20 protein-coding genes and 1 tRNA gene are annotated in these 19,905 nt (G+C 65.0%); 12 read left to right on the top strand and 9 right to left on the bottom strand.

Annotated elements, in window-relative coordinates:
* Window positions 1–248: 248 nt before the first annotated feature.
* The 6 genes from oscA to GV001_RS02590 all read left to right on the top strand — a co-directional run bounded on the left by oscA (window position 249) and on the right by GV001_RS02590 (window position 5,345).
* Window positions 249–431, top strand: coding sequence for a sulfur starvation response protein OscA (gene oscA / locus GV001_RS02615; RefSeq protein WP_160077847.1), 183 nt, complete (start codon window positions 249–251; stop codon window positions 429–431).
* A gap of 98 nt (window positions 432–529) precedes the next feature.
* Window positions 530–1,525, top strand: coding sequence for a sulfate ABC transporter substrate-binding protein (locus tag GV001_RS02610; protein WP_160077845.1), 996 nt, complete (start codon window positions 530–532; stop codon window positions 1,523–1,525).
* A gap of 152 nt (window positions 1,526–1,677) precedes the next feature.
* Window positions 1,678–2,496 carry a sulfate ABC transporter permease subunit CysT gene (gene cysT, locus GV001_RS02605; protein WP_160077843.1) on the top strand — a complete coding sequence of 273 codons (819 nt, stop codon included), beginning with the start codon at window positions 1,678–1,680 and terminating at the stop codon, window positions 2,494–2,496.
* Between the two features lie 9 nt (window positions 2,497–2,505).
* Complete coding sequence (gene cysW / locus GV001_RS02600) at window positions 2,506–3,378, top strand: sulfate ABC transporter permease subunit CysW (protein ID WP_160077841.1); 873 nt, start codon at window positions 2,506–2,508, stop codon at window positions 3,376–3,378.
* 3 nt (window positions 3,379–3,381) lie between these two features.
* Window positions 3,382–4,371 (top strand): sulfate/molybdate ABC transporter ATP-binding protein, encoded by a 990-nt coding sequence (locus GV001_RS02595; RefSeq protein ID WP_160077839.1) that lies wholly within the window; start codon window positions 3,382–3,384, stop codon window positions 4,369–4,371.
* A 209-nt stretch (window positions 4,372–4,580) separates the two neighbouring features.
* Window positions 4,581–5,345, top strand: coding sequence for a hypothetical protein (locus GV001_RS02590; RefSeq protein ID WP_160077837.1), 765 nt, complete (start codon window positions 4,581–4,583; stop codon window positions 5,343–5,345).
* A gap of 487 nt (window positions 5,346–5,832) precedes the next feature.
* Here GV001_RS02590 and GV001_RS02585 read toward each other — a convergent pair whose 3' ends face one another.
* From GV001_RS02585 to GV001_RS02575, 3 genes are all read right to left on the bottom strand, one after another.
* Window positions 5,833–6,255 carry a VOC family protein gene (locus GV001_RS02585; protein ID WP_160077835.1) on the bottom strand — a complete coding sequence of 141 codons (423 nt, stop codon included), beginning with the start codon at window positions 6,253–6,255 and terminating at the stop codon, window positions 5,833–5,835.
* A gap of 87 nt (window positions 6,256–6,342) precedes the next feature.
* Complete coding sequence (locus GV001_RS02580) at window positions 6,343–7,233, bottom strand: EamA family transporter (RefSeq protein ID WP_160077833.1); 891 nt, start codon at window positions 7,231–7,233, stop codon at window positions 6,343–6,345.
* A 61-nt stretch (window positions 7,234–7,294) separates the two neighbouring features.
* A complete protein-coding gene (locus GV001_RS02575; protein WP_160077831.1) occupies window positions 7,295–8,263 on the bottom strand; it encodes a cyclase family protein in 969 nt (322 codons plus the stop codon).
* Between the two features lie 114 nt (window positions 8,264–8,377).
* Between GV001_RS02575 and GV001_RS02570 the strand changes: the two genes are divergently transcribed.
* Window positions 8,378–9,292 (top strand): LysR family transcriptional regulator, encoded by a 915-nt coding sequence (locus GV001_RS02570; RefSeq protein ID WP_160077829.1) that lies wholly within the window; start codon window positions 8,378–8,380, stop codon window positions 9,290–9,292.
* 182 nt (window positions 9,293–9,474) lie between these two features.
* Here the strand turns inward: GV001_RS02570 and GV001_RS02565 are convergent.
* From GV001_RS02565 to GV001_RS02550, 4 genes are all read right to left on the bottom strand, one after another.
* Window positions 9,475–9,551 (bottom strand) — tRNA-Arg (locus GV001_RS02565).
* Window positions 9,552–9,619: 68 nt separating this feature from the next.
* Entirely contained in the window at window positions 9,620–9,784 is a 165-nt protein-coding gene (locus GV001_RS02560) for a rubredoxin (RefSeq protein ID WP_160077827.1), read from the bottom strand.
* Window positions 9,781–10,506: an NAD(P)H-dependent oxidoreductase gene (locus GV001_RS02555; protein WP_160077825.1), complete on the bottom strand. Its 726-nt coding sequence runs from the start codon at window positions 10,504–10,506 to the stop codon at window positions 9,781–9,783. Before GV001_RS02555 ends, GV001_RS02560 begins: the two co-directional genes overlap by 4 nt.
* A 130-nt stretch (window positions 10,507–10,636) precedes the next feature.
* On the bottom strand, window positions 10,637–11,689 hold the full coding sequence (locus tag GV001_RS02550; protein ID WP_160077823.1) for a fatty acid desaturase: 1,053 nt from the start codon (window positions 11,687–11,689) through the stop codon (window positions 10,637–10,639).
* 156 nt (window positions 11,690–11,845) lie between these two features.
* Between GV001_RS02550 and GV001_RS02545 the strand changes: the two genes are divergently transcribed.
* From GV001_RS02545 to gabT, 3 genes are all read left to right on the top strand, one after another.
* A complete protein-coding gene (locus GV001_RS02545; protein ID WP_160077821.1) occupies window positions 11,846–12,859 on the top strand; it encodes an AraC family transcriptional regulator in 1,014 nt (337 codons plus the stop codon).
* A gap of 314 nt (window positions 12,860–13,173) precedes the next feature.
* Window positions 13,174–14,625 (top strand): NADP-dependent succinate-semialdehyde dehydrogenase, encoded by a 1,452-nt coding sequence (gabD, locus tag GV001_RS02540; RefSeq protein ID WP_160077819.1) that lies wholly within the window; start codon window positions 13,174–13,176, stop codon window positions 14,623–14,625.
* A 201-nt stretch (window positions 14,626–14,826) separates the two neighbouring features.
* Window positions 14,827–16,107: a 4-aminobutyrate--2-oxoglutarate transaminase gene (gene gabT / locus GV001_RS02535; RefSeq protein ID WP_160077817.1), complete on the top strand. Its 1,281-nt coding sequence runs from the start codon at window positions 14,827–14,829 to the stop codon at window positions 16,105–16,107.
* 205 nt (window positions 16,108–16,312) lie between these two features.
* Here the strand turns inward: gabT and GV001_RS02530 are convergent, their stop codons facing one another.
* Both GV001_RS02530 and GV001_RS02525 read right to left on the bottom strand, forming a co-directional pair.
* Complete coding sequence (locus tag GV001_RS02530; protein WP_160077815.1) at window positions 16,313–16,906, bottom strand: 2-hydroxychromene-2-carboxylate isomerase; 594 nt, start codon at window positions 16,904–16,906, stop codon at window positions 16,313–16,315.
* Window positions 16,907–17,068: 162 nt separating this feature from the next.
* Window positions 17,069–17,809 carry an SDR family oxidoreductase gene (locus GV001_RS02525; RefSeq protein ID WP_160077813.1) on the bottom strand — a complete coding sequence of 247 codons (741 nt, stop codon included), beginning with the start codon at window positions 17,807–17,809 and terminating at the stop codon, window positions 17,069–17,071.
* A gap of 90 nt (window positions 17,810–17,899) precedes the next feature.
* On the opposite strand from GV001_RS02525, the gene GV001_RS02520 reads away from it, so the two are divergent.
* Complete coding sequence (locus tag GV001_RS02520) at window positions 17,900–18,523, top strand: TetR/AcrR family transcriptional regulator (RefSeq protein WP_160077811.1); 624 nt, start codon at window positions 17,900–17,902, stop codon at window positions 18,521–18,523.
* A gap of 62 nt (window positions 18,524–18,585) precedes the next feature.
* Complete coding sequence (locus GV001_RS02515) at window positions 18,586–19,800, top strand: HDOD domain-containing protein (protein ID WP_160077809.1); 1,215 nt, start codon at window positions 18,586–18,588, stop codon at window positions 19,798–19,800.
* Window positions 19,801–19,905: the final 105 nt, after the last annotated feature.

Here is a 19,905-nt window from a genome sequence, read left to right as displayed (position 1 = left end):
TGGGCAGGCGGCAGTGATGTGACCAGCGGCAGAAAAACCGCCGAATCAGTCAGGATCAGGGAACTTGCGGCCACCTGGCAGTTCCGCCGGACACTCGCCGGGGTGGCAGGCCAGCCACGCGCAAATAGAAGTAAAAAGAATATATAAATCATTAAATATTCTTTTTAAGCATATTAAATCTACCCCTAGTATCCGCTCCACGCCCAGCGCCTATCCCCGGCCGGGCCTCTTTCCCCAGGAGCAGAGTCATGAGCGCAACCCTCAGAAGCGTCGAAGGCCAGGACGAAGCCAGCATCCTGCGCGAGATCCAGGCAGCCCTGCAGGGCCTGCGCTTTGGTTCGGTGGAAATCACCGTGCACAACGCTCAGGTCGTGCAGATCGAGCGCAAGGAAAAAATCCGCCTGCAGGCCCCGGCCAGCAAACAAGCCTGATCACCTAACGAACAGCCCGACTGGACAACCAGAGGGTGCCAAACCTGAAACCAACAATACCTACACGCCAACACCGCAGAATTCTCAGGAGCACCCCCATGTCCATTCGCCGTTTCGCTCTGGCCGCTCTGGCCTCCGCCCTGATCGCCGGCCCGGCCGCCGCCACGGAAATCCTCAACGTGTCCTACGACCCGACCCGCGAGCTGTACCAGGAGTACAACGCCGCCTTCAACAAGCACTGGCAGGCCGCTGGCCATGAAGCCGTGACCATCCAGCAATCCCACGGCGGCTCCGGCAAGCAGGCCCGCGCGGTGATCGACGGCCTCAAGGCCGACGTGGTGACCCTGGCCCTGGCTGGCGACATCGACGAACTGCACAAGCTCGGCAAGCTGATCCCGGCGGACTGGCAAAGCCGCCTGCCGCAGTCCAGCACCCCCTACACCTCGACCATCGTGTTCCTGGTGCGCAAGGGCAACCCGGAAGGTATCAAGGACTGGGACGACCTGGTCAAGCCGGGCGTGGAAGTGATCACCCCCAACCCGAAGACCTCCGGCGGTGCGCGCTGGAACTTCCTCGCCGCCTGGGCCTATGCCCAACAGAAGTACGGCAGCGAGGCCAAGGCCCAGGCGTTCGTCGAGCAGCTGTACAAGAACGTCCCGGTGCTGGACACCGGCGCCCGTGGCTCGACCATCACCTTCGTCAACAACCAGATCGGCGACGTGCTGCTGGCCTGGGAAAACGAGGCCTTCCTGGCCCTCAAGGAACAAGGCGGCGACCAGTTCGAAATCGTCGCTCCCTCGCTGTCGATCCTCGCCGAGCCGCCGGTGGCGGTGGTCGACAAGAACGTCGACAAGAAGGGCACCCGTGAAGTGGCGACCGCCTACCTCAACTACCTGTACAGCGAGGAAGGCCAGCGCATCGCCGCGAAGAACTTCTACCGCCCGCGTAACGCAGCGGTGGCCGCCGAGTACGCCCAGCAGTTCCCGCAGCTGAAGCTGGTGACCATCGACCAGGACTTCGCCGGCTGGAAGACCGCCCAGCCCAAGTTCTTCAACGACGGCGGCATCTTCGACCAGATCTACCAGGCCCGGTGAGCTCGTAGAGCGAACGTAGGATGGGTTGAGGCGCGTAGCGCCGATACCCATCGCCGCACGACATGGGTATCGCTGCGCTCAACCCATCCTAAGGCTGACCTTCGCTCGCAACGCGTCACTCCTTCGTCGTAAATCCAGCCAAGGCCAAAACCATGTCTCGCCGCATTTCCCCCGTCATACCCGGCTTCGGGCTGACGCTGGGCTACACCCTGGTGTACCTCAGCCTGTTGGTGCTGATTCCCCTGGGTGCCATGTTCGTCCACGCCGCCCAGCTCACCTGGGCCGAATTCTGGGCCATCATCTCCGCACCGCGGGTGCTGGCTGCGCTCAAGCTGAGCTTCGCCACCGCCTTCGCCGCCGCCGTGCTCAACGGCCTGATCGGCACCCTGCTGGCCTGGGCTCTGGTGCGCTACAGCTTCCCCGGGCGCAAGATCATCGACGCGATGATCGACCTGCCCTTCGCCCTGCCCACCGCCGTGGCCGGCATCGCCCTCACCGCGCTCTATGCCCCGGCCGGCCCGGTCGGGCAGATCGCCACCTGGCTCGGTTTCAAGATCGCCTACACGCCGTTGGGCATCACCCTGGCCCTGACCTTCGTGACCCTGCCGTTCGTGGTGCGCACCCTGCAGCCGGTACTCGCCGACATTCCCCGTGAGGTCGAAGAAGCTGCCGCCTGCCTGGGCGCCAAGCCCCTGCAGATATTCCGCCATATCCTCGTGCCGGCGCTGCTGCCGGCCTGGCTGACCGGCTTCGCCCTGGCCTTCGCCCGTGGTGTCGGCGAGTACGGCTCGGTGATCTTCATCGCCGGCAACATGCCGATGAAGACCGAGATCCTGCCGCTGCTGATCATGGTCAAGCTCGACCAGTACGACTACACCGGCGCCACGGCCATAGGCGTTTTGATGCTGGTGGTCTCCTTCCTCCTGCTGCTGCTGATCAACCTGCTGCAGCGCCGCATCGAAAAGCCCTGAGGAGCCGCCATGACCTCCATTACCCTTGGCGCCGCCGCCAGCGCCAATGCCGCCCGCCGCGGCAGCCGCGCCGGGCGCATTGCCCTGATCCTCGGCGCCTGGCTGGCCTTCGTGCTGTTTCTCCTGCTGCCCTTGCTGGTGGTGCTGAGCGAGGCACTGAAGCTCGGCCTCGGCACTTTCTTCAGCGCGCTGATCGAGCCGGATGCGATTGCCGCGCTGAAGCTGACCCTGCTCGCCGTGGGCATCGCCGTGCCGCTCAACCTGGTGTTCGGCGTAGCCGCCGCCTGGTGCGTGAGCAAGTACGAGTTCACCGGCAAGAGCCTGCTGGTGACCCTGATCGACCTGCCGTTCTCGGTGTCGCCGGTGATCGCCGGTCTGATCTACGTGCTGCTGTTCGGCGCCCAGGGCTTCTTCGGAAGCTGGTTACAAGATCGCGATATCCAGATCATCTTCGCCCTGCCCGGCATAGTCCTGGCGACTGTTTTCGTCACCGTACCCTTCGTCGCCCGCGAGCTGATCCCGCTGATGCAGGAACAGGGCACCCAGGAAGAGGAAGCCGCGCGCCTGCTCGGCGCGGGCGGCTGGCAGATGTTCTGGCACGTGACCCTGCCCAACATCAAATGGGGCCTGATCTACGGCGTGGTGCTGTGCGCCGCGCGGGCCATGGGCGAGTTCGGCGCGGTATCGGTGGTGTCCGGGCATATCCGTGGCTACACCAACACCCTGCCGCTGCATGTCGAGATTCTCTACAACGAATACAACCACGTCGCCGCGTTCAGCGTGGCCAGCCTGCTGCTGGCCCTGGCCCTGATCATCCTGCTGCTCAAGCAGTGGAGCGAAGCGCGTCTGTCCCGCCTCAAATCGAATGCCGACGAGGAATAAGCCATGTCTATCGAAATCCGTAACGTCAGCAAGCATTTCGGCGCCTTCCGCGCGCTCAACGACATCAATCTGGACATCAACAGCGGCGAGCTGGTGGCTCTGCTCGGCCCCTCCGGCTGCGGCAAGACCAGCCTGCTGCGCATCATCGCCGGCCTGGAAACCCCGGACAGCGGCAGCATCCAGTTCCACGGCGAGGTCGTCTCCGGCCACGACGTGCGCGATCGCAACGTCGGCTTCGTGTTCCAGCACTACGCGCTGTTCCGTCACATGACGGTGTTCGACAACGTCGCCTTCGGCCTGCGCATGAAGCCCAAGGCCGAGCGCCCGAGCGAGGCGGAAATCGCCGAACGGGTGCACGAGCTGCTCGGCATGGTCCAGCTCGACTGGCTGGCCGACCGCTACCCGGAACAGCTGTCCGGCGGCCAGCGCCAGCGCATCGCCCTGGCCCGCGCCCTGGCGGTGAAGCCCAAGGTGCTGCTGCTCGACGAACCCTTCGGCGCCCTCGACGCCAAGGTGCGCAAGGAGCTGCGCCGCGCTCTGGCGCGCCTGCACGAGGAGATCCACCTGACCAGCGTGTTCGTCACCCACGACCAGGAGGAAGCCATGGAAGTGGCCGACCGCATCGTGGTGATGAACAAGGGCTCGATCGAACAGATCGGCGCGCCGGGCGAAGTCTATGAGCAGCCGGCCAGCGACTTCGTCTACCACTTCCTCGGCGACTCCAACCGCCTGCATATCGGCGAGGATCAGCACCTGCTGTTCCGTCCGCACGAGGTCTCGCTGTCGCGGCTGGCGATCGCTGAACACCAGAGCGCCGAGGTGCGCGATATCCGCCCGCTCGGCGCCATCACCCGGGTGACCCTCAAGGTCGCCGGCCAGGACGAGCTGATCGAGGCCGAAGTGGTCAAGGATCACGCCAGCCTGAACGGGCTGATCCGCGGCGAAACCCTCTACTTCAGGCCCAAGGTCTGGCAACAGCAAGCGGCTCTCTGAGCCGTCCTGGACCTCGCGCTACCCGCCGGCTCCGGGGCGGGTAGCACAGGCTGAGCCGCAACGGCTCTGCGGCGTCATAATTGCGACGCAAATCACTCTTTTGGCTCATCCTTTGCTATGACAAGCACAGTAGGCTGTTGCCACTGCGCGACAGCTGCTGTTTTGCCTACGTTCCCGCGGCTCACAAGAATAATAAGGAGTCCCACGGTATGAACCGTAACCCTTTGATCAATAAAATCTTTACCCTTTGCATGGGGCTTCTGGCACTGCTTTCGGCAGAAGCCTTCGCCGCCCCGATGACCGCTGCCGAACAGGTTCAGGTGTTCGCCAGCCGCGCCACCGGCAGCCTGCTGCTGCTACGCGGCGAGGGCTTTCAGGAAAGCCATCTGAGCCGCCTGGAGAAGGATATTGCCGATCTGGAAGGCGCCGCACAGAACGCCATCAGCGCCAGCTCGGAAATCCCCGGCCTGACCACCAAACTTGTTACCCAGTTACGCCTTGGTGTTTCCTTTGGCCCCAAAGAAGACAACGTGCCATGGCGCTACCCGGAAGAACTGGCCCAGTCCCTGCGTGACCTGCTCACCGTGGCCCGTGCCGTACCCGGCGCCGACCCGGAAGGCGAACTGCCGGCCAAGGTCGAATACCTCGCCGTGCAATACCTCAGCCGCTCCTACATCGGCACCTTCGAGATCGCCCGCGAACAGCCGGACAACTACGTCGGCCAGGACGAGCGCGTGCTGGTGCCGGACATCGACCAAGAGATGCAGGTCCTCGACGGCAAGAGCAACCCGGCCGTGGCCAAACTGAAGACCCGCTGGAACTTCCTGCGCGCCGCCCTGATCGACATGAACAGCCAGAGCAACGCCCTGGCCAGCGCCTCCGGCCGCGCCTTCGCACCGACCACCGTGGACCGCCACGCGCGCTCGCTGAGCAACCAGTGGATGGCCATCAACTCGCTGGCCGGTATGCCATAAACAGCCCCCCCAGCGAACCGAAGCCGGGCCGAGTGCCCGGCTTTTTTCTGCGCGGCCACCGGCAGAGCGGACACGGCCGGCAGGCATGTTTGCGCCGGAACCGCGGCGGCAAGCGGCGCCGAACGGCCCGCAGGAGCAGCTCCAGCCGCCAATTCATAAAAAAGCCCCTGGCGCAAACCAGGGGCTTTTTCGTATGTCCAGGCGGGATTCGAACCCACGCCCCCTGCCTTCGGAGGGCAATGCGCTGCAGTCATCTTGGTTGGCGGCAACGCTCCTGAATGTCTCTTAGGTGCGTCTGTCATGTGGGAAAGGGCCGATGCCAGGTGCTCGCAGCGGCTAAAAGCTCCGAGATGAGCGAATGACTTGATTGATGTGGGTCGAATCGCCGCTTTCAAAATCAACGGGGCTGAAGTTAGCCATAGATACATGACAGCACCGTGCCGCAAAGGTCAGCTTTTGCACTCAGATTTTGCCGCCGCCCAGAGTTTTAGGTGTTGTAGATTGTGAAGGCAATTTCCTGCCCACAGGAAATCTCAAGTGTGTTTCCATCTGGGTCGGCTATGTAGGCCCAATACCCTACGGGGTTGCCGCCATCCTTCGGCGGGGAGCGCAGAATACCCAGATGTTGTGCCTGCTCTGCCAGTCGGTCCACCTCTTCGCGAGATCTGCAGGCGACCCCGAGATGGCCGTGGGGGCCGAGTGGCGTATCGCGCAACGTGTCCGATTCGACCAGCACAAGAGCGAATGGGCGGGACAAATCAGACATCCAGGCAACCGCCTGAATATCTCCAGCCGCCTCTCGGCGATGGACGACGGTCATGTTGGCAAACTGCTGGTAGAAACGAATGCTGGTGTCCAAGTTGCGAATGAAGAACGCTACGTGTGAGAGCCCAATATCGATGCTGTGCATATGAGTGCTCTTGGCTGATGGGGTGAATGACGCATTGCGTGAATTGCCCGGTTTGAATCAGTTCGTACCTGCTTGAGCGTCAGACATTCAGCGTTCTGGCAGAGGCGCCTTGCTACCGACGATATGTATGTGGGCGTTTTGGCTGAACCAGATACTCAGCAGCACGATGAAAATCCCGGCCATTTGCAGGAACGTCAGTGTCTGCTCCAGCAGCAGCCAACCGAGCAATACCGCTACCAGTGGGCTCAGCAGACCCAGTGAGGCCACGGCCGCCGGAGCCAGTCGTGCGATCCCGCGAAACCAGCAGAAATAGGTCAGGGCGGCACCTATCAGCGACAGGTAGGCAATTGCGCCCAGGTTGCGCAGTTCCAGAGTCGGCAGCGGCGGCTCAAAGTAGAAGGCTATTGGCAGCAAGAGCAGGCCGCCCGCGCTGAGCTGCCAGGCGGTGAATGTCAGATTGGATACTGGCGGGCGCCAGCGGCGCGACAGCACAGTACCGGCCGCCATGGCGGCGGCACCCACCATAGCGGCAAGGATGCCGAGCCCATCCAGTTCGGCTGCCGGTGCCAGCACCAGCATGCCGACGCCGCAGACGCCGAGCACACCGGAGACCATGGCCAGCGGCAGCAAGGCCTGGCCCAGCCAGAGCCACGCCAAGGCGATAACCAGCAGCGGCTGAATCGCCCCAACCGTCGCCGCCACTCCACCGGGTAAGCGGTAGGCCGCGACGAAGAGCAGGCTCCAGAACACCGAGAAATTTAGCGCGCCGAGAACGGCCGTGCGGTAAATCCAGACGCCACGCGGCAGGCGCCGGACGATCAGTAACAACAGCAGCCCCGCCGGCAAGGCGCGCAACAGGGCCATGGTCAGCGGGTAGCCGGCCGGCAGAAATTCGCTGGTGACCAGGTAGGTGCTGCCCCAGATGATGGGCGCCAAGGCCGTGATGGCGATGTCCAACGGCAGTCGGTTCGAGTTCATGGCAGACTCCTTGGCGCCAGGCAGGCCGGAAGATTGAGGCAGCACAACTACCTGTGGCGGTTCAGTCGATTGGCAGGGCCACCGGACGCATCGGTGCGCCGTCAGCCCCGCGCAACTTCAGCGGCGCGCCGAACCAGGCGAACTGGTAGACCTTGTCGGCAGCCAGCTCCTCCAGATAGACGTTCTGCATGATCGGCACGCCTTTGATCGACAGCATCGAACTGTGCACCGGAATCCAGTTGTCTTTTTCCTTGGACGGCCAGACATCGGTGCTGATGTTGTCGACACCGATCACCACGGCGCCCTGTTCTGCCAGGAAGTCCGCCGACTCGCGGGTCAACCCCGGGGTGTTGTGCATGTAGCGCTCCGGCTCTTTGAACCACTTCATGCGCCCGGTGCGTACCACCACGACATCACCGGATTCAAAGCGTATGCCCTGCGCTTTGGCCGTCTGGCGCAAATCCTCGACGCTGATGCCATAGGACTCGGGGAGTACCTCGACGCCTTTGTAACGCGCCACGTCGAGCAAGATGCCGCGGGCGATGATCGGCGGATAATTCTCTACACCGGCCTTGTGCCAGCCGCGATCACCCAGGTGCTCCTCGGTGGCGAAGCCGTTGTAGATCTTGCCCTTGAGCCCAAAGTGCGACAGCGCGTCGATATGCGTGCCGGTGTGGGCATACATCGAGATGGCTGATCCGGAGTAGCTGATCAGGCTGTTTTTCTCCTTGCCCAGGCCATTGGGGTCGTCAACGATGGTGCCTTGCGGGGTGTGTACGTTCCAGATCTGGTAGCGCGGTTGTCCCAGGAAGTAGTAGCTGGGCATGCCCACGTAATACTCGACACTGAGGTCGTAGGCTTTGCCGCTTTTCACGCGCTGTACGACATTCAGAATCGACTCTGGGGTGATACGGTTCAGGGCGCCAATTTCATCGGCGCTGCCCCAGGGACTTTGGCCAACCGTGGTGGTGTCGGCCTGGGCCAGTTGCGTGCCGAGGCAGAGCGCGGCGACAAGTGATAGGTATTTCATGGGACGTTCTCCGCAATAGGTAGCGGTCGTTACTCTAGGGGTGCGCAGAGGACGGAAAAACAGAGGGATCGCGAAAGTACTTTTCGTGTTTCGCAAAAGGCCAGGTGGGTGGGAATGGACAGATTGCAGGCAATGCGCTGCTTCGTGCGCGTCGTCAAACTGGGCAGCTTTTCGGCTGCGGCAGAGGAAATGGCGTGCTCGAATGCCACCATCAGCAAGTACGTCAAATACTTGGAAGACTGGGTGCAGAACCTGTTGCTGCAACGCAGCACGCGTAGCCTGCAACTTACCGAAGCCGGCCAGCTGTTTTACGAGTACTGCCTGCGTGTCGAGCAGGAAACCCAAGCGCTGCACGACCAGCTCAGCCAGGAACGCCAGCAGGTGGCGGGGCGCCTGGTGATATCCGCCCCGGTGTCGCTGACGCTGACCCTGCTCGGACCGCTGCTGCTCGACTTCCAGAACGAGCACCCGCAGCTGCAGCTGGAGCTGCGCCTCAGTGACCAACCGGTTGATCTGGTGCGCGATGGCATCGATCTGGCTCTGCGCGCGTCTGCCGAGCTGGCAGATTCAAACCTGGTGGCCATGCCGATGACCCTGCTGCAGCGCGTTGTCGTGGCAACCCCTGCTTACCTGGAGCGACACGGAAGACCACGCCACCTGGAGGAACTCGTCCAGCACAATTGCATCGTTTATAGCCGCAGTAGCGACGCTACAGACTGGCAGTTCACGGTGGGCGATGAGATTCGTTCGGTGCGAGTGGGTGGGCGGCTGAGTGTGGATAACAGCCTTCTGTTGATCCAAGCGGTGCTTCACCACCAGGGGCTCGGCCTGGTGCCTCGGGTCATGGTCGACAGAGAGATGGCTGCCGGGACTGTGCTACCGGTGCTGATGGATTACCCCCCCACGGCGCGCACCCTGCATGCCATTTACCCCAATCGCCTGTATTTGCCCCGCAGGGTGAGCGTGCTGGTGGCCTACCTCAAGGCCCGCTTTAGGGGAACTCAGGAAAACCCGCTTTTTACCCAATGACCGGCCTGTAAACCAGATGGTTGCTGGGCTGCACTTTTCGAAGAGAGATCTTTCATACCGCCCGGGGCGGGGCCAGAAGAGGGGGCATATTTATGTCCATCTAAGCTGTCGCGCCGTGCTAGCTAGAGGCAAAAGCAGGCACAAAAAAAGCCCCTGGCGCAAACCAGGGGCTTTCTCGTATGTGGCGCACTCGGCGGGATTCGAACCCACGACCCCTGCCTTCGGAGGGCAGTACTCTATCCAGCTGAGCTACGAGTGCGTTGCGGGGCGCCATCATACGCATCCGCCGCGCGGGCGTCCATGCGTCGCGGGCATGCGCTGGTCGGCTTACAGCTCTTGCATGTCGAAGTCGGCCTTGCTCACCCCGCAGTCCGGGCACAGCCAGTCGTCCGGCACCTCGGCCCAGGGCGTGCCGGCGGGGATGCCGTCGTCCGGCCAGCCGCTGGCCTCGTCGTAGATCAGCCCGCAGATCACACAGATCCAGGTCTTCATGCCGGCACCTGCTCTTTATTTGTCAGCGGTTGCAGCTGGCGGTCGAAGTCGGCCAGCGACGGGACTGTCAGCGGCTCGACCTGATCCAGGCCCTGCAGATAGTCGCGGTAGCGGTCGAGGATCCCCGCGCGCGCCGGCTGATCGATGTAGGGCACATGGCAGGCGGCGAACGGTGGCAGCACGCGCATGCCGACATAGGCCAGGGTGCCGCGTTGCAGCGGGCGCAGCATGGGCTCCCAGTCGCCATGCACGGCATCTTCGTCGGCGAACATGTGCGCCTGGCCGCCGAGGCTGAAGCTGAGCAGCGCGCGCTTGCCGGCCAGGCCGCCGCGGTCGTAGAAGCGCAGGCCGCCGTAGCAGGTGCCGGAGACCAGCACGCGGTCGATCCAGCCCTTGAGGATGGCCGGCACCGAGCACCAGAACAGCGGGAAGTTGAGGATCACGAGATCCGCCCACAGCAGCTTGTCCAGCTCGGCGGCGATATCCGGCGCCAGGCTGCCAGTCTTCACCGCCTCGCGCTGTTCCAGGGCGTAGACCAGGTAATCCGGGTTGCTGCGCGCCTGGAAGTCGGCGGCGCTGGCCACCGGGTTCCAGTTCATCGCATAGAGGTCGGAGACCTGCACGCGGTGCCCGGCCTGCTGCAGGGTGGTGATGGCGAGGTCTTTCATCGCGCTGCAGAAGGACTGCGGCTCGGGGTGGGCGTGGATGATCAGGGCGTTCATAAAGCCTTCGCAAACATAGCAGTGAAGGGGGCACGGCCTCTGTAGGAGCCAGCTTGCTGGCGATCCGGCGGACTATCGCCAGCATCCTGGCTCCTACAAAAAACGCGGGTGGCTGTGGCAGGGAGAGGGATCAGGCGGTCTGCGCCGCTTCGCCAGTCGGCTTCTCTTGCGCCTGCCAGCGGTTGGCGCGGGTGAAGGTGCCGAAGTCGTTGAAGCGCACCCCGGCTTCGCGCATCAGCCGGTGCGCCAGCGGCGCGGTGAGCTGGCGGATATAGAAGGGCTCCTTGACCACGAAGTGGTGGATGCCGTGGGTGCTGCCGAAATTGAAGCAGAACGCCTGCAGCGGCCACAGCCACCAGGCATTCAGCACCTGGGTCTGCTGGATCACGTTGCCCGCTTCGATGTCGCCGTAGTAGTGCATGTTCGAGCTGATGAAGTGCAGGCAGAAGGTGCGCAGCACGTTGGGCCCGATCAGCGCGACCACGGCGATGTTCACGCCGTCCATCAGGCTCAGGGTGGCGGCGGACCAGGTGATCGGCGCGCCCGCAGCGCTGGCGGCGAAGTCGAGCAGGTGGAAGCCGAGGAACACATACCAGGTGCTCCAGTTGAGCAGGCCCAGCGGCGCGTAGCCGATCAGCGTGCGGCGGACGATCATCTTGCGCTGCGCCCAGGTCTTGGCGCGCAGGAAGCGGATCAGCGAGGACATCAGGTTGTCGCCGACCATCAGCAGGCGGGCCAGGCCCCAGGGCTCGCCGTTGGTGATGGCACGCTCCTCGATATCAGTCTCGCTGCCGGACACCTTGTGGTGGTTGAGGTGCAGGTGGCGGCGGATCCACGGGTTGATCGTGCTTGGCCGCGCCAGCCAGACCAGAGCCATCATCAAATTGTGCGGCACGCGCTGCTTGCGGAAGTACATGGAGTGGATCAGGTCGTGCTCCAGTTCGTGGGTCAGCGAGGCGAAGAAGGCGTTGGCCAGCAGACAGGCCCACCAGGCAATGGCGCCGTCCAGGTAGAGCCAGGCACTGCCGAACATGCCGGCCAGGGCGAAGGCCAGGATGCCGGCACCGAGGGCGTCCTGGTGCTGCAGAATGGGGTAGCGCTGGCGCAACTCTTCGCCACGGGCCAGCACCTGGCTGCGGATATGCGCGGATCGTTGCTGATGGCTTGCAGGAGTCGGGGTCATGCACGCATCCTCTTCTCTGTTCGCCGAACGTTGCCATGCGGGGCAGCGGGTCGGCATGCGGACTGTTGTGGGAAATCGTCTGAGCTACTGTGCGCGCCTGTCGCACGGGTCGCCTGACCCATAACGCCAACCTGTTGACCGAGAATGCCAACCTGCATGACTGAAGCCTCCACCCTGGCCAGCTGGACCCGCGCCCTGCGCCGCCAACTCGACGGCCTCGGCCTGGACAGCGCCGCGCTGTGCCGCGAGGCCGGCCTCGACCCGCAACTGCTGGATGACGCCAATGCGCGCTACCCGCTGTCGGCCACCACCCGACTGTGGCAACTGGCGGTGGCCGCCAGCGGCGACCCGGCGCTGGGCCTGAATACCTCGCGGCACGTGGCGCCGACCACCTTCCATGCCCTGGGCATGGCGGTGATGGCCAGCGGCAGCCTGCGCGAGATCTTCGAGCGCATCGTGCGCTACCACCGGGTGGTCAGCGACGCCCTGGCGCTGGAGCTGCGTGATGTTGGCGATAGCTGCGAGCTGCATTTGCGCCTGCTGCCGGGCGCTCCGGCACCGGCCGCCGAGGCCATCGATGCCTTCGCCGCGATCTACGTGCGCACCTGCCGCAATCGCCTGGGGCGCGCCTACGCGCCACTGGCCGTGCACCTGCGCCGGCCGCCGCCGGCCGACCCGCAGCCCTGGCTGGAGGTGTTCCGCGCGCCGGTGCATTTCGCCGCCACCGAGGACATGCTGTGCTTCGCCCGCGCCGACCTCGACCGCCCGCTGGATGACGGCAACCCGGAGCTGGCCGCGCACAACGAGGCGGTGCTGCGCAAACGCCTCGACGCCCTGCAGCCGGATACCGTCAGCCGGCGCCTGCGCCGCGCCCTGGAACAGTGCCTGCCGAATGGCGAGCCGTCCGCCGAGGCGCTGGCCCATGGCCTGCACCTGAGCCTGCGCAGCCTGCAGCGCCACCTCAGCGAGGAAGGCAGCAGCTACGAGCAGGTGCTGGCCGAGACCCGCCATGCCCTGGCCCTGCAGCACCTGGACGCAGCCGACTGCTCGATCAGCGAGGTGGCCTATCTGCTCGGTTTCGCCGACAGCAGCAGCTTCAGCCGCGCCTTCAAGCGCTGGAGCGGGCAGAGCCCCAGCCAGTACCGCGACGGGCTGCGCCAGGCGCTGTAGCGCGGGGTGGAAAACACTACAGGGCGCCGCCAGAGACCTGTTCTTAATATCGAACAGGTATGCAGCTGCGCCGACTCATGCCGGCGCGGCTGGAAGGCTGGGGGCGACTGAGCGCCAACGGAAAAGCGGGGGAAGTCCCGGGCACAGGCCGCTTCTCATACTTTTTGGTTATTTCGTTGGTTTTATCGAACATAGCTCTTGCCCTTTGTCGACGCCGGCCCTAGCATTCGTTTGACATTTCAAACGCCGGCACCTCGTCGCTGCGATTCGCTGCTGTGCTGCCCGCCCCTCGGCGCCCTTACCAGGAGAACAAGATGCAACTGAAAGACGCCCAGCTGTTCCGCCAGCAAGCCTATATCGACGGTCAGTGGCTGGACGCCGACAGCGGCCAGACCATCGCGGTCAACAACCCGGCCACCGGCGAGATCATCGGCCATGTGCCGAAAATGGGCCGCGCGGAAACCCGCCGCGCCATCGAAGCCGCCGAGCGCGCGCTGCCGGCCTGGAGCGCGCTGACCGCCAAGGATCGCGCCAACCGCCTGCGTCGCTGGTTCGAGCTGATGATGGAAAATCAGGACGACCTCGGCCGCCTGATGACCATCGAGCAGGGCAAGCCGCTCTCCGAAGCCAAGGGCGAAATCGCCTACGCCGCCTCTTTCCTCGAGTGGTTCGCCGAAGAAGCCAAGCGCATCTATGGCGACACCATTCCCGGCCACCAGCCGGACAAGCGCATCATCGTGCTCAAGCAGCCGATCGGCGTGACCGCGGCCATCACCCCGTGGAACTTCCCCTCGGCGATGATCACCCGTAAAGCCGGCCCGGCCCTGGCCGCCGGTTGCACCATGGTACTCAAGCCTGCCTCGCAGACCCCCTACTCCGCCCTGGCCCTGGCCGCCCTGGCCGAGAAGGCCGGGATTCCGGCCGGCGTGTTCAGCGTGGTCACCGGCAGCGCCGGCGAAGTCGGCGGCGAGCTGACCAGCAACCCGATCGTGCGCAAGCTGACCTTCACCGGCTCCACCGAGATCGGTCGCCAGCTGATGGCCGAGTGCGCCCAGGACATCAAGAAAGTGTCCCTGGAGCTGGGCGGCAACGCGCCGTTCATCGTCTTCGACGACGCCGACCTGGATGCCGCTGTGGAAGGCGCGCTGATCTCCAAGTACCGCAACAACGGCCAGACCTGCGTCTGCGCCAACCGCCTGTACATTCAGGACGGCGTGTACGACGCCTTCGTCGACAAGCTGAAAGCCGCCGTGGCCAAGCTGAAGATCGGCAACGGCCTGGAAGACGGCACCACCACCGGCCCGCTGATCGACAACAAGGCCGTGGCCAAGGTCCAGGAACACATCGAGGACGCCCTGAGCAAAGGCGCCAAGCTGGTTGCCGGCGGCAAGCCGCACAGCCTGGGTGGCAGCTTCTTCGAGCCGACCATCCTGATCGACGTGCCGAACAACGCCGCCGTGGCCAAGGAAGAGACTTTCGGCCCGCTGGCGCCGCTGTTCCGCTTCAAGGACGAGGCCGAAGTGATCGCCATGTCCAACGACACCGAGTTCGGCCTGGCTTCCTACTTCTATGCCCGCGACCTGGGCCGCGTGTTCCGCGTGGCGGAAAAACTGGAGTACGGCATGGTCGGCATCAACACCGGCGTGATTTCCACCGAAGTGGCACCGTTCGGCGGCGTGAAGGCTTCCGGCCTGGGTCGTGAAGGCTCCAAGTACGGCATCGAGGACTACCTCGAGCTGAAGTACCTGTGCCTCGGCGGTATCTGAGTTAACTGATTTCCGTGGGTGTCGGGTGACAGGCAGGAGCCGTGGTCACCCGGCGTCGGCGTTTCCGGTGGTGGCACCGGCGAACCCTGCAGACGAATCGGCAGGTGCCTGGCAGTTCGATCATCGCTAGCTGCCAAGCCCCGCCCCATCGTCATCATCCTTGGACCAAGCCGCATCAATCCCGCGGCCGATGAGGAAACCATGAGCAAGACCAACGAATCCATTCTGCAACGCCGTGCTGCCGCCGTTCCGCGCGGTGTAGGTCAAATCCACCCGATCGTCGCCGAACGCGCCGAGAACGCCACCGTGTGGGACGTCGAAGGCCGCGAGTTCATCGACTTCGCCGGCGGTATCGCCGTACTCAACACCGGCCACCTACACCCGAAAGTGGTCGCCGCCGTGCAGGAGCAGCTGACCAAACTGTCGCACACCTGCTTCCAGGTGCTGGCTTACGAGCCCTACATCGAGCTGTGTGAAGAAATCGCCAAGCGCGTGCCGGGCAACTTCGCCAAGAAGACCCTGCTGGTCACCTCCGGCTCCGAAGCGGTGGAGAACGCCGTGAAGATCGCCCGTGCCGCTACCGGCCGCACCGGCGTGATCGCCTTCACCGGCGCCTACCACGGCCGCACCATGATGACCCTGAGCCTGACCGGCAAAGTGGTGCCTTACTCCGCCGGCATGGGCCTGATGCCGGGCGGCGTGTTCCGCGCCCTGGCTCCGTGCGAGCTGCACGGCATCAGCGAAGACGAGTCGATCGCCAGCATCGAGCGCATCTTCAAGAACGACGCGCAGCCGAGCGACGTGGCCGCCATCATCATCGAGCCGGTGCAGGGCGAAGGTGGTTTCTACGTCAACTCGCCGGCCTTCATGAAGCGCCTGCGCGCCCTGTGCGACCAGCACGGCATCCTGCTGATCGCCGACGAAGTACAGACCGGCGCCGGCCGTACCGGTACCTTCTTCGCCACCGAACAACTGGGCATCGTCCCGGACCTGACCACCTTCGCCAAGTCGGTCGGCGGCGGTTTCCCGATCTCCGGCGTGTGCGGCAAGGCCGAGATCATGGACGCCATCGCTCCCGGCGGCCTGGGCGGCACCTATGCCGGCAGCCCGATCGCCTGCGCCGCGGCCCTGGCCGTGCTGAAAGTGTTCGACGAAGAGAAGCTGCTGGAGCGTAGCCAGGCCGTGGGCGAGAAGCTCAAGGCCGGCCTGCGCGAGATCGCGGCCAAGCACAAGGTCATCGGTGACGTGCGCGGCCTGGGCTCGATGGTCGCCATCGAACTGTTCGAGAACGGCGACCACGACAAGCCGGCGGCCGAGCTGGTCGGCAAGATCGTTGCCCGCGCCCGCGACAAGGGCCTGATCCTGCTGTCCTGCGGCACCTACTACAACGTCATCCGCTTCCTGATGCCGGTCACCATCCCCGATGCCCAGCTGGAAAAAGGCATCGCCATCGTCGCCGAGTGCTTCGACGAGCTGGCGTAACTGCTCTGCCGAGGCTTCCGGCCCCGCCGGAAGCCGCAGCGAATCCGCCTGAAGCTCACCAGGCCAGGCGTTTCTTCGAGACCCGCGCAAGCGGGTCTTTTTTTGTGACCTGCCATCCCTGGCGGTCACCCTTCGGGCCGTCGCAAGCGACGTCAAAAATGGCTCCTGGCCATTTTTTGCCCGCACCTCGGCGGTGCCCCTACGGTCAGCCCTGCAGCGCCTCGCGCACGAAGTCCAGGCGATCCTGGCCGAAGAACAGCTCGTTACCGACAAACATGCTCGGCGCGCCGAACACCCCGCGCTGCACCGCTTCCTCGGTGGTGGCCTTGAGCCTGTCCTTGACCTCCTGCTCGCTCGTCAGCGCCAGCAGTTGCTGCGCATCGAAGCCGGCCTCGCTCAGTACCTTGCCCAGCACCGCCAGGTCGCCGAGATTCAGCGCATCCACCCACATCGCCTGGAAGATGGTTGTCAGATAGGCGTCGAAGCGCTCGGGCAGGTGTAGCTGCACGGCCACCGCCCCACGCATCAGGGTCAGGGTGTTGATCGGGAAGTACGGGCTGAACTGCATCGGCACCTGGTAGCGGCGGGCGAAGCGCTGCAGGTCCTGGAGCATGAAGCGGCCCTTGCTCGGAATGCTGATCGGCGAGGCATTGCCGGTGGCCTGGAACACCCCGCCGAGCAGCATGGGCTTGTACACCAGCTCGGCGCCGGCGGCGGCGCAGATCTTCGGCAACTGGGTCCAGGCCAGGTAGGTGGCGGGACTGCCGAAGTCGAAGTAGAACTCGACGGATTTGCTCATTGAGGAATTCTCTCTTGTTGTTTTAACGAGTTTTCGCGCCCCAGCGAGCGACGTTCAGGCTAGGCGGCGAAGTGGAGAGAAAGCGCAGTTGGCTGCTGCCAATGAGCATTTCGCACCGCTTCGCCAACAACGCCTGGGCGTCGCGCAGCGGGTCGATGCAAGTCACCATTTTTCCATCCAGGGGCGCAGATCCAGTTCGAAGGTCCAGGCATCGCGCGGCTGGGCATGCAGGAACCAGTAGTTATCGGCGATATGCTCGGGATTGAGGATGCCGTCCTGGTCCTTGTGCGCATACATCTCGGGGAAGCTGTCGCGGATAAAGGCGGTGTCGATGGCGCCATCCACCACCACATGGGCGACGTGGATATTCCGCGGCCCCAGCTCACGCGCCATGCTCTGCGCCAGGGCGCGCACACCGTGCTTGGCGCCGGCGAAGGCGGCGAAGTGCGAGGCGCCGCGCAGGCCGGCAGTGGCGCCGGTAAACAGGATGGTGCCGCGGCCGCGGGTGACCATGCGTCGCGCCACCGCCTGGGCGGTGAGGAAGGCAGAGAAGCAGGCCATTTCCCAGATCTTGAAGTACTTGCGCGCGGTCTCCTCGAGGATGCTGCACGGCACGTTGGCGCCGATGTTGAAGACGAAGGCCTCGATCGGGCCGATGCTGCTCTCGATCTGCTCGACCAGCGCGGCGACCTCTTCTTCCTTGCGCGCATCCGAGGCGAAGCCGTGGGCCTGGCCGCCGGTGGCACGGATTTCATCCACCAGCGGCTGCAGCTTGTCGGCGCTGCGCCGGGTCACGCAGGCGATATAGCCTTCGCGGGCGAAACGCTTGGCGATGGCTCCGCCGGTGGCGTCGCCGGCGCCGATTACCAGCACCACTTTGTTGTCGTTGTTCTGCGTGCTCATGGACCTCACCTTTACTAAACGATCGTTAGCTAAACGGACGTTATGCTACGCTCGTGGCATCGTCAAGCCGGTTTAGCAGCGGAGACTCCCATGCGCTATTCGCCCGAGCACAAGGCCCAGACCCGCGAGAAGCTGTTGCACAGCAGCGGCGCCATCGCCAAGCAGGGCGGCTTTTCCGCGGCCGGCGTGGACAGCCTGATGAAGGCCATCGGCCTGACGGGCGGCGCCTTCTACAGCCACTTTCCGTCGAAGAACGACCTGTTCGGCGCCATCGTCGAGCGCGAGCTGAGCCACAGCCTGCAGCGCCTCGGTGAAAGCAATGAGGCCAGTCGCACCAAGCTGCAGCGCTGCCTGGAGCGCTACCTGAGCCTGGCCCATGTTCAGCATCCGGACAGCGGCTGCGCCATCCCCACCCTGGGTGCCGAGATCGCCCGCGCCGATATCCGCGTGCGCGAGCAGGCCGAGCACTGGCTGGTGCGCCTGCAGCAGGCCTGGAGCGAGGTGCTGGGCAGTGGCGAGCTGGCCTGGGCCATCCTCGCCCAGTGCGTCGGCGCTCTGGTGGTGGCGCGCATGCTGGCCACGGAGCCGCGCCAGGCCGAAGTGCTGGAGGCCAGCAAGGCGCTGCTGGCTGCGACAGTGGGTCGCGCCCCGTCAGGGCCGGAAAGCGGTGAAACCCCGGCGACGGCTATCGCCATCCAGACGCCGCGGGGATAACCTGTCGCGGCAATCAACATTCCGCGCCCGCCCCCTATTCCGCCACTGTCGTTGAGGTTCCCATGACTGCCCCGGCTACCGCTCCGGAGATCCTGATTGCCGAAGCGAACCCCTGGACAGCCGACCTGCTGGCCCAGCTGGTGCTGGATGTGCGCCGCGACGCCGTGGTCACCAGGGTTGCCGATGGCCAGGCGGCGCTGGCCCGCTGCCGGCGCAAGCTGCCGGATCTGGTGATCGCCGATGGCGAACTGGCCATCCTCGACGGCGTCGAACTGCTGCGCCAGGTGCGCCGCCATCCGCGCACCCCAGCGCTGCCGTTCATCCTAATCAGCCGGCATACCGATGCCCGCAGCGTGCGCGCCGCCCTGCCGCTGGCGCCCACCGCCTACCTGGCCAAACCGTTCAATGCCGAGCTGCTGCGCCAGCGCCTGCAGGGCCTGCTGCAAGGCTCGGGGCCGGCCCCGGCCTACCCGCCGGCGCTACTGGTCAGCGACCTCCAGCAGTACCTGGATGACGTCCGCGAGGCCGGCCAGGGCGCGCCGCTGCTCGGCGACCTGCGCGACGCCGTGGCCCGCAGCCTGCAGGCCAGCGAGGCGAGCCTGGGCGAGCTGGAGCAGGAGTTCGCCCGCGACCCGCAGATCACCGCACGCCTGATCGCCGCCGCCAACAGCGCGGCGGAACACCGCGGCGCCGCCAGCCAGACCCTGGCCCAGTCGCTGCACCGCCTGGGCGTGGCGCGCAGCCTGAACCTGGTGCTGGGCCTGGCCATCCAGCGCAACGCCCGCCTGCAGGACCCGCGCCTGAGCGAACTGGCCGGGCACACCGGGCAGCAGGCCCAGCACAGCGCCGAACTGGCCTTCTGGCTGGCCGGGCGCCTGGGCCTGGATGCCGAGCTGTGCTACACCGCCGGCCTGCTGCACAACATCGGCGAGCTGGCCCTGCTGCGCTGCCTGCAGGACTGGCTGGATGCCGGCGGCGAGCTGAGCAGCGAACAGATCGACAGCGCCCTGCACCAGCGCGCCGCCAGTTACGGCTCGGCCCTGCGCATCCGCTGGCGCCTGCCCTTCGGCCTGCGCGAGCTGATCGCCGCCTACTACGGCCTGGGCAACGGGGTGTTCTCGCGCGAGGCGCTGGTTCTCAACCTCAGCGCCGAACTGCTCGCCCTGCCGGCCGGGCAGGGGCCCGAACAGGCCGCCCAGTGCCGCGCAGCGAGCATGCTGCGGCTGCCCACCGCACTGCTCGGGCAGGTGCCGGTGAGCCTGCTCAGGCGGGACTAGGCGCCAGCGCCACTGCGCCGCATCCGCCAGAAGAACGCCATACCCCGCACCCGGCAGCGAGTACCAGCCGCCGGCACTTTTCTGCAGGCATGAAAAAACCCGCCA

The sequence above is a fragment of the Pseudomonas sp. 8AS genome (assembly GCF_902506505.1).
Taxonomy (GTDB): Bacteria; Pseudomonadota; Gammaproteobacteria; order Pseudomonadales; family Pseudomonadaceae; genus Aquipseudomonas.
The sequence above is the reverse complement of the archived record's forward strand: the minus strand, read 5'-3'. Positions and strand labels throughout refer to the sequence as shown.